Consider the following 18,311-nt stretch of genomic DNA (forward strand, 5'->3'; position numbering starts at 1 on the left):
TAGTCATTTAGGATAATCGATTTCTGCTCTCTTGATCCAATAAATAATAATTAAAAGTATGCGCCCATATGACAGACTTGACTGATCCAACCAATATCATTGAACTTTCTACACAGCCATATTTATTCGATGAGTACTCAGATGCGCCTCACTCAGATCCTATGAATGAGCGTAAGGCTGATGTCATACCAGCAGTTGATGTTGACCTAACGGGCAAGCACCTGATTGAAGCATCTGCTGGTACTGGTAAAACTTGGACGTTGACAGGCATTGTATTGCGCCTATTAATTGAAGCACGACGTGCGCCAGAGCAAATTATTGCTACTACCTTTACGCGAGCCGCTGCCGCTGAGATGCGTCAGCGTATTCATGATCGTTTGGTGGATTTTTATCAATTATTGCAGTGGGTCAACAGTTTAAGTGCTGACATCAGTAATAAGGAGGCTTTGTATCCCAATATATTGCAGGTGATGCCTGAAAGCGATAAGGATAAACAAGAGGGCAAAAAATCAAGTACGGATTTAAATACTGAGATAGGCGCTGATGAGTTAAACCAAGACCTTGCTACTGATAAGCAAGCTGCTGCCACAAAGCGTGCGCAAGCAAAAAAAGACCGTGAAGATTGGTTGGTAGCACAGGCTAAATATGTGCGCTTGGATGGCATCATGCAAGATCCCATTAACCTGCATCTCGTTGGTTATTTGCTAGATCATGTGTACAGCTATCCAATGACGGAAGCTATCAGGCGTACCGCACTGGTTTTAACGACGTTGGATAAACTGTTTGTGGGTACGCTCGATAGCTTGGCGCAAAAATGGCTGAAGGAGTACAGTAGCGAGACAGGTCATCAGCAAGGTATGGCTATTATCGAAGAAAGCAGTATAGAGCAGGTGACCGATAGTATTATTCATGATGAGCTGCGTCAGTTTCAAAGCCGCTTGCATCATGAGCAGCCTAAACTGTATGCGCTTATGGATCAGCAAGGCAAGTTGACTGCCGTAAGTGATCATAAAAAATATGTGACTCGCTCGCTTAACTTTATTTCAGCACCGATTGATGAGATAAAGCTAGAGCAAGGTTTTGACTTTACTGCGTATGAGAAATTAATTTATGAGTTTGCCCAATTAGATTTAGCAGACATTCAGCCTTATTTAAACCCTGATTATAGAAAGTCTCAAGGATTTCGTGGAAATTCTAATTTAACCAATCATTTTGATGCTCTTGTAGATGTCCATCAAAAGGTAGCGCAATATCAGCTAGTATTTAACAGCCATTTGAACGAGCGTGAAAATAAGATTCTGACATCTTTGCAGGATGCGAGATATCCAAATGAAGATGGCAAAATTAAGAACTTCAACAAAGATAGAGAAAAAGAGCATCAGACACTTTTTGAGTTAGAAACCATTAGTAAGTTAATGGTGCTCTTAGATATGGTCGAAGGGTTAAATCAGCATATGTTATTGGTATTAGCAAATCTTAACCGCCACATTGTGCTGGCTGTACGTGACAGGCTACCAATTATTTTGGAAGAGCGTGGTGAGACGACCTTTAGCCTGCAAATGGTGCGTTTAAACCAAGCATTAACGGGTCGGCAAGGCGAAAAGCTGGCGCGTTATATTCGTCATCACTATCCTGTGGCGTTGATTGATGAGTCGCAAGATATCAATGGCGCGCAAGCCATTATGATTGAAAGTATCTATTTACCAAAGAAAAAGGGCAAGGTTGCTGATAATGATAAACAGTCAGCTACTAAAAAAGCCAGCCATGAGTTTTTGCTATTGGTTGGTGACCCCAAGCAGGCTATTTATGGGTTTCGTGGTGGCGATGTGGCCAACTATAACTACATGAAAGCTCAATTTGATAAAAGCACGCTTTGGACGCTCGATATTAACCGACGCTCAAATGCTGGTGTGATTAATGCCCTAAACTGTTGGTTCGGCATGGCTGATGTAACCACTGGCGAGAACAAGTTAGCTCAATTAGGCGCAGGTATTTATTACCAGCATATCAAAGCGGCAAAACCAGAAAATCAGCTGTCTTGGTTTAATGAACCAGACGCTCACAGCACTACTTTAGTGAATGAGGTGCTCTCTGCCCAGCCAGTGAGCGTATTACACTTACCATATGATAAAGACAAAGAGCTTGAGTACGATGAGCATGAAATCACAGCACGTCATATTGCGACTTTGCTCAATAGTGGTCAGACCTTAAAAGGCAAGCTTATTCAGCCCAGTGATATCGGCGTGCTGGCACGTACCAAAAAAGACTTAAAGCGGGTTGAGGATGAGTTGATTAAGCTTAATGTACCGACCTTGACTACTAGTGATGTCAGTATCTTTGAAACCATCATGGCAGAAGATGTGGCGGCGCTGCTGAGTGCCATGCTATATCCGTATCGTCATGACATGATTAATCGGGTGTTGACAAGTCATCTGTATGGACTGAGTATTAAAAACATCAAAGCCATGATGACGGATCATGAGTCAGGAGTTACTGATAGCAGCAGTACCACAAGCGCCCATTCACACAACTCTAATTCGAAGGATACCTCAGTTAATGAGGCTACTGATAATAAAAAAAGTTATCAAGATTTTATTACTTATCTAAAAGAAGGCGCACAGCGTTGGCAGCACTTTGGTATTTTGTCAGCATTGCATTACTTGTTAGATAAAAACCCCATACAGCCGCAAGGCGTTTGGCAAGCGCTAGCGGCTCATCCAGAAGGCGATCGTCATATCATGGATTTGCGTCATGTGATGGATATCTTGGCGCAGTATGGCCTAGGTATGGGTGAGCATGAACTATTGGCTTGGTTTAGACAAAATATAGATGCCGCGCCCAATAGCGATTGGGCTAAGCAATATCCGCTACCGACAGAGTCTGGTGTGCAGCTAATGACCATTCATAAATCCAAAGGGCTTGAGTTTCCCATTGTCTATGTACTGGGAATGGGTGATGCCAGTAGGAGGTCAGGCACCAATGAGAAGTATGGCCTGTATTTATATAACGCAGATCAAGCACCTTCAGCATTAGTACAGCAGTCACTAGATAGTCAATCAACAGGAAATCAACGCCGCTTCTCACCGATACAAGGTTCTGCTACCACAGACGACTACTACACCGATATCGAAACGCGGGAAGATTTCGATGAGATGCGACGACTAGGTTACGTGGCCTTTACCCGTGCCAGTGAGCAGCTTTATGTTGTTCTGAGAGACCCTAATGACACAAGAGATATGAAGCGAAAACCAGTGTTTTATTGGTTTGAATCGCCAGAAGCAAAGTTTGAACTACCTGATAGGCTCAAAGGCACCATAGGCATGCTCAGAGGGCATAAGGTTAATGAGTTTTATGACAATAATTACGCAAGCAACGATGCTAAATCAGCAGGCGTAAATGACAATGTTCAGCTAGCCGCAACCAAGTTAGATGTTCATAAGCCTGCCACAGAGACTATTGAATACGCGTCTTTTGCAGAGGTTATGAAAACCAATTATTTTTATGGTTGGGCTAAGACCAGCTTTACCGCTTTGGCTCGTCAGCTCGATGAATCTACACAAACAATGGCGATAGTGGATGAGCGTATTGATGATGCGATAGACATTGATATGGCAGAACTTTTAACGTCAAACTCAGCATCACCCAGCAGTAAAAAATCTCTAGAAGCACTTGGTGAATTAAGCCTGAAGTTAGAAGATGATATCCGCTTTACCTTTGTGAAAGGTGCTAATGCGGGTACGTTTTTGCATGAGATATTTGAAAAAATTGATTTCAGCAATAAAGCGCAGTGGTCTCAGGTTATCGATAGAGCTATCAGCAGCTATCAACTGCCTCTAGTTTATAGTAGCGCTGAGCAGCAAGGCCGTCGATCACAAGCGAAGAAGCAAGAGCAAGGCGACGACGGTTCATTCAATACTAGCTCACTTGATCTTGCTTCAATAGATGCTACCAAGCATGAGGCATTAATTGCTTGGATTGAGGAGGTACTACATGCGCCGCTATTGGCCTCCAATCAACCTTTATTTTCTCTTAATAAAGGTCAGCGATTTTCTGAGTTAGAGTTCAATATGGGGTTGTCAGAGAACTTTAAAGCACAGGATATCAGTAAACTCTTCCAACAGTATCTCCCTAATGAGATGGACAAACACGTCACTCTTGTTCCGCAAAATAAAGCACATTTGTATCGTTATCTGCGCGGCGAAATTGACTTAGTGTACGAACATGCTGGCAAGTATTATGTTGTCGATTATAAAAGTAACTTTCTAGGAAATAGCCTAAGCGATTACAATGAAAATACACTTAAGCAAGCAATGTCCAAGGCAGGGTACTGGTTACAAGCAGCGATTTATCAAGTAGCGTTACATCGATTCCTTTCAATAAGAATACCTGATTATGCAGGCAATGAAGATAAGTACTTAGGCGCTGTGGAGTATGTTTTTTTACGAGGTGTGTACGATCCCAATTCTCAAATAGCTGATGATCTATCACAAGATGTTAAAGAGGCTGATAATAGCCACTCAATGCACAACGACCGCTATGGATTAGTCACGTGGGATATTCCAATCGATTTTATTAAAGGTTTGGATGCGTTGTTTGGCATGCCCGATTAGTAGGCTATAAGTAATGATTAAATGCTAAAAAACATGATATTGATTAACTATTTTAATATAGAGATAAGCATACTATGAGTAATAATAAAAAAGAGAGTAAGGCAGTAATTGGGCTACAACAAAGCTGGGCTAGTAACATCAGTGATTATATATTGCTACGCCGCGAGCAAACGTATTTAGCCTATAACGCAACAGAGGCAAAAGCTAATACTGATAGCAAGCAAGTCGCTAAAACAGAAGAAAGTAATTTATTCACCGCTTTATTCGTTATGTTAGCGACTCATTTGGAAGAGGGGCATACCGTATTAACCATTGAGGACGCTGAGCATGAAGAAGCATTGCAAGGTCAAATCAATAATGAGGTAGTTACGCTATATGCTTGGCAGCAACAGCTATTAGAGATGCTAGCAATGCCAATCTTTGCGCTAATAGATAGCAAACTAAATACGCAATCAGAAGATAACTCTATAACTGAAAGGTCGCTATTCGTATTGCTAGACACGCTATTTGATAAGAAAGAGCAGCTGTGGATGCAATTGGCGCTTAGCAACCACGAAAAAGAGGTGCTAACCAAGCGTTTTGACATGATTGCTATGCTATACCAATTGTTGAAAAATACAGACTTAAGTTTTTTTATACGCCTAGTTAACGAACATGATTTGTTTGCTGAAGTTAATAGTAGCATTAATAATAACGATAAAGTAAATAGCCTAAGCAAAAAAAATCAACCTATTATTTACAAACAGGTTAACAGTCAAAACACAGAAGGTTCAACAGTATCACTAACTTTTTGGCTACATCGTTCTTGGCAAGCAGAATTTAACTTAGCACAGCACATTAATACTATTTTACATCAACAGATAACCCCTCTAAATATATCAATACCAAAAAATTTAAACGATCAGCAGGTAGCAGCTATTAATGTGGCTAATAATAATGCATTTAGCATCATCACTGGTGGCCCAGGCACAGGTAAAACCTATACCGTTGCTCAGTTAGTCATTGCGCTCCAGCAAGCGACGGAGAGTGGGGGGTACGGGGCTGAAAATATTAGATTCAGTACGGACAGTGCCAGTCTGGCATTGGCAGCACCGACTGGTAAGGCTGCCCAGCGCATGCAAGAATCTTTACAAGCTGCTCTCGATACAGCAGATATTGATCTACAGTTACAAGAAGCTAAAACCATCCATCGCTTGTTAGGTATTGGTCGGACGGGCAGACCGCGCTACGATACTAACAATCCACTTGGCGAAGATATTATCATCGTTGATGAGGCGTCGATGCTCGGGGTCGAGTTGGCCAATTATCTCGTAAGTGCAGTAAAACCAGGTGCCAGACTGATACTATTGGGCGATGCAAACCAGCTAGCAGCAGTAGATGCAGGAGCAGTGTTGGCTGACTTGTGCCGTATTCCACTGTTACAACCCATTCATGCAGAGTTAACCGAAAGCCGCAGATTTAGCGCAGAATCAGGTATTGGCAAACTTGCCTACCAAATTAATCAGGCAGAGATAGATACGCAAGCCATCTGGCAGCTGTTAAGGCAGGATGAAGCCTTGAGTTTTCAATATGTAAATACGCTGCAAACAAATGAGCTTAAAGATAATAAGACAAGAAATAGCCTAAGTAATAAAAAATTAATTCCAAAAATATCGTTAAAATATATTAAATATATAAATAAAATAAAAAAACTCCTAAGAGATCCAATAGAAAAATCCATGCCAGAATCAGTAAAGAATACGATTACATCATTAATGGAGACATTTAATGAATTCAGAATTCTAAGTGCTGGTCATAATGGTGAATGGGGCGATCACTACATTAATAACTATCTCACTCAATGGCACCTAACTGAACTAAAGCTACCATTGGGCCAAAACATATGGTTTCATGGTCGTCCTGTTATGATGCTGCAAAACAACTACGAGTTAGGATTATTTAATGGTGATATTGGTTTTTGCTTACAGACATCGGATGAAAGAAGTCGATTAGAAGTGTTTTTCGAGAATAAAACACAGGGGATTCCTGTCAATCTGCTAAACGAAGAGGTGATTGCCACCGCATATGCGATGACCATTCATAAATCGCAAGGATCTGAGTTTGAGCACGTTGCCATTACTTTTGATAATAGTCATGCTAGATTGCTAAGCAAAGAGCTTATTTATACGGCGGTGACCCGTGCTAAGAAACAGGTAACCATATATAGTACAAAATCTGCTTTTGAAAAGGCTGTTCAAACACCTACTGAGCGTCACACAGGTTTGGCATTACAGTTTTCTCAGCGTTAATAGATAAATACTAAAAAATATAAAAAGAGGACTAGAGTTGTATACCTTTGATACTGTGCTAGAGCATATTAATGAAGTTATTTATAAGCCGAACCAATTGATTATTGCTTCAACTCAAGAAGAACAACAAAATCTAGAATATGCTGCTGGTACATTTGAATTAATGAACAGACTGACTGTCAAAACAGTTAGATTCAGAGTAGCTAAACAAACACCTACCAAAGTAGGGCAGTTTGTTACCTTTTGGGAAAAGGATTCCAAAGGTATTAATCAACCTTTTCAATATGATTCGTCACCAGACTTGTTAGTAATCACCGCATTTAAAGACAACCATACATTTGGGCAATTTGTTTTTCCAAAAAATGTCTTGCTTAGACATAATATTCTTCAGTCTCATTTTACAAAAGGTAAGATGGGTATCAGGGTGTATCCTAGCTGGGATAAGCCAACCAGTAATACTGCTAAGAAGACACAGAATTGGCAACTCGATTATTTCTTCGTGGTGACTGGTACAAACATACTGCCTACAGAAAAAATACGGGCATTGTATGAGTAGCAAAATTAATAGTAAATGCAAAATCTAAGCAATAAAAAAGCATCCAAATTGGATGCTTTTTTTGAACTCAAATATAGAACTTAAACTTTGTCTTCTTTGATGGCATAGATGCCAGGCAGATGACGCAAGTAACCATGGAAATCCATACCACAGCCATAGACATAACGATCTGCAACATTGATACCGACAAAATCAACATCAAAATCTTCAACTTTACGATCATGCTCTTTATTAAGCAACACACAACATTCAAGTGATAAAGGTTTTTCTTTACTTAATTCTTCGACAACTGTTTTTAGCGTGATACCTTCATCAAAAATATCGTCAATCAGCAATACATGCTCACCTTCGATACTAACATCAGGTTTGAATTTCCAATCTAGCTCATTGGTGCCTGCATTATCACGATAGCGTGATGCATGAATATAATGCATGCGATGATAGAACGTCAAATGAGTCAATAGTTGACCAGCTGGAATAAGTCCACCATTCATAACAACCATGACGATTGGATTTAAACCAGCATAATGTAGGTTGAGCTGGGCGGCAAGGCGCTCATAAGCAGCGGCTACTTCGATGCTACTGATAAGGCACTCTGAGTTGCGTAATGTTTTTTCAATTTCTTGGTTGCTGATTTGGGTCATCGGGTGCGCCTTCGGTAAAAAGTGCCGCTTATTTTAGCAAATTTTAGTGAATTTGCCCAATGCCATCTGTGTTTTGAGACAAAATTAATCAAATACTGGCATTTATTCCGGCTTTTCTACGATGAAAGGGCGGTAATAGTTTGCTAAACGATTTAAAGAGCGATCAGGTAGGTCGGGTAGCAACTTATTTAAGGCCATACTCATGCCTTTATCAATGGCGGCTTTGGCAACTGGGACAGCTTTGCGTTTAATCATGCCAAGTTTCAGCGTTTCAGCATAGCGGCTGATAAAGTGAGTCAATGTCTCTTCATTCATGGTTTCAAGCGCTGTTTTAAATGCTTTCATATCTACTTGCTCAGGTGTGATAGCAGCAAAGCCTTTTTCGATGGTTTGCGCATCTGCATCAGATAATTTGAAACCCACTCGTTTTACACCTTCATTATCAATAAACGTCGCCCGATCTCTCAAGAAATGAAAGCTTGGCATTACTTCTTCGTTATTCTCTTTACCGAGTAAGATATTAAGCAGCGTATCTGTCGCTTTTTCAACTGTGCCAACAATTTTGCGCATCGAAGCTTGACGTTCAGGGTTTGGAATAATATCTACCAATCCAATCAACAAATTGTCGATTAGATCACGTGCTGTTTGATGCGTCAGGGCATCACGATATGGGTAGTATTCGACCTCCTCATTTGAGGCAATCACTTGCTCAGCGTCAATGATTAATGCTTTCAATTTATCTGAAGGTACAAACCCAAAATAATGCGCCATGGTGCTTCCTTTATTTGTTGTTTTTCATGTTTAACCAGCGTTACATTTGTCGTTAAATCAGTTAGTATCTAGATGGGTTGCAGTCAAAGACTCACCATATGCTGACTAGTGACATGTGCTAACGATAGAATGCAAAGCCTTATTAATGGATGATGATACCACAGTACTTCTATAAACAGCCTTTGGACAGGTGCGCTAAGTCACTAGTCGCCGACTAATTTAACATATTTTTTATATTCTAAATTAAAAAGCTTGAACTTATAAGGCTACCTATTACTTGTCTAAGGAGAGATAAGATGAATAGTGCAATCGTGCTAGTGTTTGCTGTTGCCGCGATGCTTTGCGGTTATCTGTTTTACTCAAAATTTATCGCTACTAAAATATTGGCATTGGATAACAGTATCCCCACGCCAGCGCATACTATGAAAGATGGGGTAGATTATATCCCCACCAATAAATACGTGTTATGGGGACACCATTTTACTTCAGTCGCAGGAGCGGCTCCGATTATTGGTCCTGCCATTGCGGTTATTTGGGGCTGGGTACCTGCTATCATTTGGGTAGTATTGGGCACGATTTTTATGGCAGGTGTCCACGATATGTCAGCCATTTGGGCTAGTATGCGCAATCGAGGTCAATCGATTGGCTCGATTGCCGGTACTGTCATGGGTACACGTGTGCGTAGCTTGATGATGATCGTTATTTTCTTATTATTACTCATGGTAAATGCGGTATTCGGCGTCGCTATTGCTAATATGATGATAAAAACCCCGTCCGCTGTGCTACCTGTTTGGGGGGCTTTGATAGTCGCCTTTATTATCGGTCAGTGTATTTATCGCTATAAGATGAATCTGGTTTGGGTATCAATCATTGGGGTCACAGCTTTATATGGGCTTATCTATCTTGGTCCTATGTTCCCTGTTGTATTGCCTGAGACATTCTTAGGCTTACCTGACAATGCTGTTTGGATTATTATTTTGTTTGCTTATGCGGCAATCGCTTCTTTATTACCGGTTTGGATGCTCTTGCAGCCGCGCGATTACATCAATGGCTTACAGTTATTTGTCGGTCTAATTTTGTTATACGCTGCCATCTTTATTGCGACGCCGAATATTGTCGCGCCAGCGATAAACACGGCATTGCCAATCGGCACACCATCTATGGTGCCTTTATTGTTTGTGACCATTGCTTGTGGTGCAATTTCAGGCTTTCATGGTTTGGTGGCAACGGGTACGACATCTAAGCAGATTGATAAAGAAGAGGATGTACGTTTCGTTGGTTACTTCGGTGCCATGGGTGAGGGGATGCTGGCACTGGGTGCAATACTTGCGGCAACAGCAGGCTTTGCAACCCTTGGCGACTGGCAAGCCGTTTATCAAAAATTTGGTGACGGCTCTATTGGTGCCTTTATTGATGGCGGTGCAACCATACTGAATGCAGGCGTCGGCATTGATATGGTTTTATCACAGACGATGCTGACGGTAATGGCAGCATTGTTCGCTGGTACTACAATGGATACTGGGGTACGTTTGCAACGCTATATCTTCCAAGAATTTGGTGAAATTTATAAACTGCCTGTTCTAAATAAAAGTGTGGTGGCAACATTGCTTGCCGTTGGTAGCTGTTTGTTATTAGCCTTTGGTGCTGGTGGCATCGATGGTGCTGGCGGTATGATTATTTGGCCGTTATTTGGCACGACGAATCAGCTCATGGCTGCATTAACCTTGATGATTGTCACCGTTATCTTGTTACGTAAAGGCAGACCTGTGTGGTATACCTTGGGGCCATTGTCATTCTTATTGGTCATGACGGTTTTTGCGTTATTGATTCAGCTAAAAACCTTTTTCAATGATGGTAATTGGCTGCTTATTATTATGGATATCATTATTTTGATAGCCACGATTTTAGTGACGTTTGAGAGTCTATCTGTATTACGCAAAGAATGGTCGATACACAGAGGCAAAAGCAACCTCTAAGCCATGTTGAATGCCTAGTTAAATATTTACTAAAATGTATAAAAAACGCTAGCAGCAATTGCTGGCGTTTTTTGTCTCATATAGGCATGATAGATAATAAGTATACGCAAAATAAAAATCTTCATGGAAACCACAAATATGACAAACCCTATAAAAAATATTGCGCCATGGTGGCAACGGTTTGCGGCTGGGTTAAATGAGTTTTATCATGCGCCTTATCGTCAGACAATGGCACGCGCCGCACGTGATGAAGAAGATTTTTTTATGCTACTCATGTTTGCTGAAAGCTTAGGTATCGATAATCCTGCCAGCTTTTATACCTTAGAGTTGCAGCCGTTATTTTTAGAAAACTTCCATGAATGGCATACCAGAATGGGCATGGATAGATGTCCTTTTGACCATGTAGGTTGCTGCTAGCTTCCTTTGAATTCATTAAAATGAGATACAAGTATGGCATTACACCCTTTATCCGCATTGGTAGAGCAATTAACGACACAGCCAATTATATTTATCGGCGGCAAGGGCGGTGTCGGTAAAACCACCACTGCCGCCGCACTTGCCAGCTATTATGCCAATCAAGGCAAAAAGACACTGATTGTCTCGACCGATCCAGCACACAGCTTGGGCGATGTGTTAAACGTCCCACTAAAAAACCAAAAAACAGCAGTAACTTCTTGTCTAGATGCTATTGAACTAAACCCTGATATCATCGTTGATGAGCATTTTGCCCAAGTTGAACGCACCATTACTTCCTATGCAAACCCAGATATGATGCCAAAAATTCGCGAGCATCTACGGCTATCAAAATCAGCACCTGGCGCACAAGAAGCCGCCATGCTCGAATCTATGTGTCAGCACTTGGTTGCAGCAGCAGATGCCGGCTATGAGCACGTCATTTTTGATACCGCACCGACGGGACATACACTGCGTTTATTAGTGCTGCCTGAAATGATGGGGGCATGGACGGATGGATTGCTCGCTCAGCAGCGAAGGCAAGCAAAACTTCGCTCAGTGGCAAATCATTTAGGCAGTCATGAACCACACAATAACAAAAATGACTTAGCCAATCCATTTGCCGCAAAAAAAACTGACCGCTGGGAGCAAGCAGTATCCGTACTAGAGAAACGTAAACAGCTGTTTCGTCAGGCAGGGTTGCTACTGCATGACCGTACACAAACCGCCATTGTATTAGTTATGACGGCTGACGTATTGCCACTGGCTGAAACAAAGCGAGCGATAGAGCAGTTAGAAGACAGTAAGCTCATGCCAGCCGCCATCGTTATTAATCAATTGATAGCACCGACCCAGTCTGATGCGTTTTGGCGTCATCGAGCTGAGCGCCAACAACAATTAATGCAAGATATTGAGCAAAGCTTTCCCAAGTATCCGTTATACCCAATATATCTGCAACAAACCGATGTGCGTGGTACTTTTGCCTTAAGTGCATTATTACGCCCATCTCCTTAAGCAGCCATATTTACGACTTTAGTCAAGCTGGGCTATCATTACTCAGGTTTATATGACTGTAGCTTACTTGCCAGCGACCATGCCATATCTGCTCGTAATAGCTGCGCTTGTTCAGACTTACCACTACTGAGTGATGACCATTGCGGTTTACCACGAGCTTTCTTGAGCTCACTTGGCAATTTATGTGTCGGCCATGGTGTGACAGTGGTGCTTTCGTCATCTAACGACTGTTCAATACTGGATTTCTCACCTTTAACTTTATACAGCAATTGCGTGGCATCAGTTGCTGCATGACCGCGATGGCGCAATGCTGTCAATAAATCTATCGCTCGCGTTGCCAACAAGGTCAATGTTGCAGGGTCGATATACAAACGTTTTACCCCAGTGATTCTATCGGCAATACTACTGGTATTAGATAACAGCCCACCTGCGATACCGCCAATGGCAGCACCTAATCCTAAAGTAGTACCAAGTGCTGCAGCATCGATGCCAAGACCCAATAACGCGCCAGCTGCCGCGCCAGAAGTGGTGCGAATACCATAGCTTTTTAGCAGCTCAGGGTCGAACGGATCTTGTTGATAAGCTTTTAACTCAAGTGGCGTTGCCGCTACGTCATTGTCATAAAACTTATATAAATTGAGCAAGTTGTTCTGCATCGCCCGTTCACTTTGTCTCACGGCCTCTTGCATTTGCTGTAATACTGGCATTGGGTCGTCATCTTCACTAATCTCACGAACAAAAGCAGCAACATTGATTAAAAAATCAGCAATGATAATATTTGCCTCATCATAAAGCTGTGCCCAGTCTTCAGTACGACGTGCCATCAATTGCTCAAGCATCTCTGAGTGAGTGAGCATAGTCGCAAGATTTTGCCATAGACGCATCTCATCTTCAAATTCAAACGCGACCGAATCAAAACGCGTCGAAATATGCAAATTACGACGCGCCAGCATAGTCTGCCACTCGTCGATATTGGCATCCTGACTGTCAGTGAAATTAAATACCGGCATAACAGGAATCGCTGCCCAAGATAAAATAGCTAACTCGTCTTTATATTTACCGAGTACCGGCTCACGTGCATCGACGACATAAATGGCCATATCACTTGCCAGCAGCTGCCGGATAACTTTGGCCTCTTGGCTATAGTCCTCATTGCTATTTAGCTCATCACCACCTTGGGCAATGTCTGCTGCCAAAAACTGTTGCAAACGCTCAATGCCATCACGCCGACTGGCGGTATTGTCCTCTAACCAATCCATTAATCCTGACGCATCTTCTAAACCCGGTGTGTCATACAATACCACCAACACTTCGCCCGTTTGGCTGTCTGTTAATTTGGCTTGCTCTACATGACGGGTAGTTGCGGCTTCATTTTTTACTTCACCAAAATAGACGTCACGCAATAGGGTACGCAGTATGGATGTCTTGCCCGTATTGGTATGACCAACGACGGCCAATTTTAGCGGTTCACCACTGGCGATGGTTTTCCTTGTCATACTTGTCGTTGTTGTTAATGGTTCAGTTGATAAAGGTTGATTGTCTTGAGTTTCCACTGACTCAGTTACAGCTGATTTTAAAGTGCTGTTTGCGGTATTAGGGGTTGCCTCATAAGCCTTATCTGCAAAGAGACCAGCAGGCTTATTGTGTTCATAGTTCTCTTTTTTATTATCATTATTCATAATATCGTCTTATATTTATTAATGATCAAAACATACAGTGGATTTTATTGTAGAACAAATTGTGTGCTATTTCGGTATTAATACTAACCATTTGTCTTAAGTAACTGATAATCCCATTTTGGCTAGTCAATCAAGTATTCACTAGACCAATGTTGCGGGCAGAGAGTGCGGTTTGCCACTGCTGATAACGAACATCTTGATCGTCTGCAACCTGCTTGGTTAACTCTAAAGCGCTTGAATCACTCAGCAACTGCACAATGAGCCCATCTTTTGCATGGCGGGCGATTTGATCAAGTTTACGCAATGTGCCACGGTCAGGTAAGGCCTTATGATGAATACCAAGTAAGACCTGCACTGGATGATTGTCTAAATACGTCTTCAGACGTGCCATATCGTCACGATCATCAACGATACCGAAATTCTCTATCTCGCTATTATTAATATTGGCATCCAGACCTGCAAGCCACCAGTTATCTTGCTCTGATGGATACTCAAGCAAAGCAACCAGCTTCTTGCCAGCGCTGACAGCTGCTTTTGGCGCAATAGACGCAGGCACTTCTTTAAAGTCATCAGCATCTACCACCTGACGTTGCCAAAAGTTTAAAATCTTTTGATAATAAGGCTGCTTGATGTCCAACCGCATCTTTTTACGACGGAACATCAATGCGCAAAACGCCCAAGCAATCGCTCTTGGTACAATACCGTACATCAGCAAACTACCAACCAATAAGCCTGCCCATTGCCGCGCAACAGTCAATGGCATCGCATCAGTCACCAAGCGACTCTGTACAATAGCGTTGCTATTTGGCACATCGAATCCCACCATACTTGGTAACCAGCCAAGTACCTGTGTCAAAGTAATTAGCGCTTGATCGGATAGTAAAGTCGACTCCCAGCTAAAGCTATACTGACGCACAATCAACAGGAAGATAATCGCCAGCAGCATGCCCGTCAACGTTGCCAGCCATAACTGATGACTAAAGCGCCCCAAATACCAGCGCATCCCGCTATGCTGTAATTGGCGTTCGTACAAATCGACTGCCGCCTTGGTAACATCATCCTTGCCACGTATCAGATAACTGGGACTGACAAAATTGGCAAACCAATTCGAAGACGGCTTGCCTTGATTAATCATGCTCATCACCAGCCAGCCTAACAGCATAATAGTATGAAAACCCAGCAAGCAAACCAAGACATAAAAGAAATTCACCACATTGGTCTGTAGTAAGGTGAATAATACCAAAAATCCCGAGAGACACCACACCACGCTCATGACCACCATGATGCCTTTGATACGCCCGTCAATTTTGCCCAATACTCGTGCCAGCACACCATTACTATCGATGCGTGAGGCTCGGCGGTGCAATTTTTGAATGGGTTTGCCATCCTCACCTTGTAGTTTTTCCGTGATAAGTAGCGGGTCAGTGGCAAAGACATGTTGCTGCGTCTCAAGCGTGCGTACCAACTCAGTCAATTGATCTTGGGGTGATAGCATAATGCGATAACATCCATATAAAGGCGTTTATGTAGGAGATAATTCTTGATTATTGTAGCGTATATATGAGGACACGCCTTCGCCAAATGTTAAAAAATGAACATTTATTAAGCATTTTTATCATGGTAAAGACAATAAAAATCAGCCAAAATGAATAATGAACAAAATGATAATGACAATAGTGTAAAAAAACAGAGGGTGAAAAAACGCTGTTAAAGAGAATCCAAAAAAGGAATCATCATGAATAACAGAACGTATCTAATCGTTGGCGGTACAGGCGGCATTGGTAGAGCGATGATTGAACACTTATTAAATGGTACTGCCAGTGGCAATGAGGATGAGAATGCGAATACCGATAATTGTGGAAAACAGGGTATTCATGTTTTTGCAACTTATCATCACAATGTACCTGATTTTGAGGCTGACAATCTGCATTGGATATCCATGAACCTCTGCGACGAACAGAGTATCCAACAAGCAGCCGAGGTTATTCAGCAGCAAACCACTCATATTGATTGGATTATCAATTGTGCAGGGTTATTACATACGGCGACGCAGCAGCCAGAAAAAGCGCTGCGTCAGGTTGAGACTGATTTCTTTTTACAAAACATGCAAGTGAATGCCTTAGCCAGCTTACTCATTGCCAAGCATTTTAGACCATTATTAGCCAAATCTGCGCGTAGTAATGACAAGCCCGCAATCTTTGCGACGATATCCGCGCGCGTTGGCAGTATCAGTGACAATCAGCTGGGCGGATGGTATAGCTATCGTATGAGTAAAGCGGCACTCAATATGGGCATGAAAAACCTGAGTATTGAATGGAGTCGCTCGCTTAAAGACGTGTGCGTGGTTGTCATGCAACCAGGAACGGTAAATACGCAACTATCAGCCCCTTTTCAAGGTAATGTGGCCGAAGGTCAGTTGTTCTCGCCAGCCTACAGTGCGGAATGCTTATTAGAAGTGCTTAACCGTATGACGGCTACGCAATCAGGAAGCTTTGTTGACTGGGCAGGGGAATCCATACCTTGGTAGCTCTAAACGATTAAAAGGTTCATAAAGCCAAGTCAATAGATAAAAAACAGGGCGTGTCGTTGTCGTTAATATGATGACAACGACACGCCCTATTTTATTGATAAGATAAGGGTAATTCTTAGATAGGAAAATGCTTAGTTCGCCATAAACAAGTCCATAAACTCATGTACAAGTGTGTGCTCTAAGCGTTTTTGATCGCTACAAAGGGTAAAAATATCCTGACAGCGACTGTCGATAAATCGCGTCGCCAAACTGGCACGAAACTTGGCTTCTAATACAGGAATACCTTCTTTGCGGCGGCGCTTATGTCCGATAGGGTATTCGACAACAACCTTGTCGGTACTGCTACCATCTTTAAAAAATATCTGAATGGCATTGGCAATCGAGCGCTTGCTTGGGTCATGGTAATCTTTTGAATAACCCGCATCTTCTTCTACGATCATTTTGCGGCGTAGACCATCGATCAAAACATGGTGCTGTGCATGATAATCGTCTTCATAGTTTTCTGCCATTAAATCGCCAGTGAGCAGAGGCACCGCGACCATATATTGCAAACAATGATCGCGATCAGCAGGGTTGGCCAATGTGCCTTCTTTAGAGATAATTCTAATCGCAGATTCATGAGTGGTCAGGACAATTTTCTCAATATCATCGATTCTATCATCAATGCGTGGATGTAAAATCACCGCAGCCTCACAAGCAGTCTGCGCATGAAACTCGGCAGGAAAGCTTAACTTAAATAAGATATTTTCCATCACGTAACTGCCAAACTCACGCTGGAAAGTAAAACGGCGCTCGTTTGCAGGTTTAAGGGATAAGTCTTTATTGGTATGGCTAAACAATACATCATAAAACCCCCACTGCGGTGCAGAGAGCGCTCCAGGGATACCCATTTCACTGCGACGGGTAATATCAACCAAGCGTACCGCACGACTGGTAGCGTCGCCTGCTGCCCAAGATTTACGGCTACCGGCATTGGGTGCATGACGATAGGTACGCAATGCCTGACCATCGACGATCGCCTGCGAGATGGCAGCCATGATACGCTCACGTGGCAATTTATAAAGCTTGGCGACCACAGCAGTAGAGGCCAATTTAACTAAAAACACATGGTCAAGACCCACACGGTTGAATGAGTTTTCCAGTGCAATTACCCCCTGAATCTCATGCGCCATAATCATAGCCTCAAGCACCTCACGCATGGTTAATGGCCGATGATTGCGACTGACACTTTGTTGGCTGATATAATCGGCGACCGCTAAGATACCGCCTAAATTGTCCGAAGGATGTCCCCATTCAGCAGCCAGCCACGTGTCATTATAATCAAGCCAGCGCACGATACAGCCAATATCGAATGCGGCTTTGATAGGATCTAGTCTGTGGGCTGTACCCGGAACGCGCGCGCCATTAGGGGTAAGCTGATCGGCACAATCAGGACCCAGATGCTTAGTACATTCAGGGAAACGTAGCGCAAGCAGACCACAACCAAGCGTATCCATCAAGCAATGACGCGCAGTATTCCAAGCATCTGCGCTATTGGGGGAGTCGATATCTATCGAATAATTAAGCACATAATCAGCAATCTTTTGAATCTCAATGTCATATTCTGGACGGACATTGCTTTCTACCGTCGCATCATTTTTATTTGAATGTGTTGTATCTGAATTATCATTTGACATGGTTGTCTCCTCTTCCTTGAGTGTGCTACTTCCTTGACCCATTATCTCGGTCATCTTTTTAAATTAGCCATCATTTAAAAGTAGCATACTCAATATGAAACAACCAAACTGAAT

Annotated in this window: 12 protein-coding genes; 7 read left to right on the forward strand and 5 right to left on the reverse strand. The window is 42.4% G+C overall.

All coding sequences use genetic code 11. The features are described from left to right. The first annotated feature begins 68 nt into the window (after positions 1 to 68). The 3 genes from C8D84_RS02275 to C8D84_RS02285 all read left to right on the forward strand — a co-directional run bounded on the left by C8D84_RS02275 (position 69) and on the right by C8D84_RS02285 (position 7,454). Positions 69 to 4,610, forward strand: a complete 4,542-nt coding sequence (locus C8D84_RS02275; protein ID WP_109589729.1) for a UvrD-helicase domain-containing protein — start codon at positions 69 to 71, stop codon at positions 4,608 to 4,610. A gap of 74 nt (positions 4,611 to 4,684) precedes the next feature. Continuing rightward, positions 4,685 to 6,898 (forward strand): exodeoxyribonuclease V subunit alpha, encoded by a 2,214-nt coding sequence (gene recD / locus C8D84_RS02280; protein ID WP_109589731.1) that lies wholly within the window; start codon positions 4,685 to 4,687, stop codon positions 6,896 to 6,898. A gap of 37 nt (positions 6,899 to 6,935) precedes the next feature. Further along, a complete protein-coding gene (locus C8D84_RS02285; protein WP_109589733.1) occupies positions 6,936 to 7,454 on the forward strand; it encodes a MepB family protein in 519 nt (172 codons plus the stop codon). An 80-nt stretch (positions 7,455 to 7,534) separates the two neighbouring features. Here C8D84_RS02285 and C8D84_RS02290 read toward each other — a convergent pair whose 3' ends face one another. Then, positions 7,535 to 8,098: a hypoxanthine-guanine phosphoribosyltransferase gene (locus C8D84_RS02290; RefSeq protein ID WP_045447249.1), complete on the reverse strand. Its 564-nt coding sequence runs from the start codon at positions 8,096 to 8,098 to the stop codon at positions 7,535 to 7,537. 102 nt (positions 8,099 to 8,200) lie between these two features. Continuing rightward, on the reverse strand, positions 8,201 to 8,869 hold the full coding sequence (locus C8D84_RS02295; RefSeq protein WP_055125814.1) for a hypothetical protein: 669 nt from the start codon (positions 8,867 to 8,869) through the stop codon (positions 8,201 to 8,203). Positions 8,870 to 9,165: 296 nt separating this feature from the next. On the opposite strand from C8D84_RS02295, the gene C8D84_RS02300 reads away from it, so the two are divergent. The 3 genes from C8D84_RS02300 to C8D84_RS02310 all read left to right on the forward strand — a co-directional run bounded on the left by C8D84_RS02300 (position 9,166) and on the right by C8D84_RS02310 (position 12,312). Beyond that, positions 9,166 to 10,845, forward strand: coding sequence for a carbon starvation CstA family protein (locus tag C8D84_RS02300; protein ID WP_055125815.1), 1,680 nt, complete (start codon positions 9,166 to 9,168; stop codon positions 10,843 to 10,845). 138 nt (positions 10,846 to 10,983) lie between these two features. After that, positions 10,984 to 11,262, forward strand: coding sequence for a cory-CC-star protein (locus C8D84_RS02305; RefSeq protein WP_407691868.1), 279 nt, complete (start codon positions 10,984 to 10,986; stop codon positions 11,260 to 11,262). Between the two features lie 33 nt (positions 11,263 to 11,295). Then, positions 11,296 to 12,312: an ArsA family ATPase gene (locus tag C8D84_RS02310; protein WP_109589737.1), complete on the forward strand. Its 1,017-nt coding sequence runs from the start codon at positions 11,296 to 11,298 to the stop codon at positions 12,310 to 12,312. A 38-nt stretch (positions 12,313 to 12,350) separates the two neighbouring features. On the opposite strand, the gene C8D84_RS02315 is transcribed toward C8D84_RS02310, so the two are convergent. Continuing rightward, positions 12,351 to 13,991 carry a DUF3482 domain-containing protein gene (locus tag C8D84_RS02315; protein WP_109589739.1) on the reverse strand — a complete coding sequence of 547 codons (1,641 nt, stop codon included), beginning with the start codon at positions 13,989 to 13,991 and terminating at the stop codon, positions 12,351 to 12,353. Positions 13,992 to 14,121: 130 nt separating this feature from the next. Further along, entirely contained in the window at positions 14,122 to 15,486 is a 1,365-nt protein-coding gene (locus tag C8D84_RS02320; RefSeq protein ID WP_109589741.1) for a DUF2868 domain-containing protein, read from the reverse strand. Between the two features lie 240 nt (positions 15,487 to 15,726). Here C8D84_RS02320 and C8D84_RS02325 point away from each other — a divergent pair, with 240 nt between their 5' ends. Continuing rightward, the gene (locus C8D84_RS02325) at positions 15,727 to 16,518 is read left to right on the forward strand and encodes an SDR family oxidoreductase (protein WP_109589743.1); all 792 of its coding nucleotides are present in this window, start codon (positions 15,727 to 15,729) and stop codon (positions 16,516 to 16,518) included. Between the two features lie 134 nt (positions 16,519 to 16,652). Here C8D84_RS02325 and C8D84_RS02330 read toward each other — a convergent pair whose 3' ends face one another. Then, on the reverse strand, positions 16,653 to 18,197 hold the full coding sequence (locus C8D84_RS02330) for a bifunctional 2-methylcitrate dehydratase/aconitate hydratase (protein WP_109589745.1): 1,545 nt from the start codon (positions 18,195 to 18,197) through the stop codon (positions 16,653 to 16,655). Positions 18,198 to 18,311 lie beyond the last annotated feature (114 nt).

It is taken from the genome of Psychrobacter immobilis, assembly GCF_003148585.1.
Classification (GTDB): domain Bacteria; phylum Pseudomonadota; class Gammaproteobacteria; order Pseudomonadales; family Moraxellaceae; genus Psychrobacter; species Psychrobacter immobilis.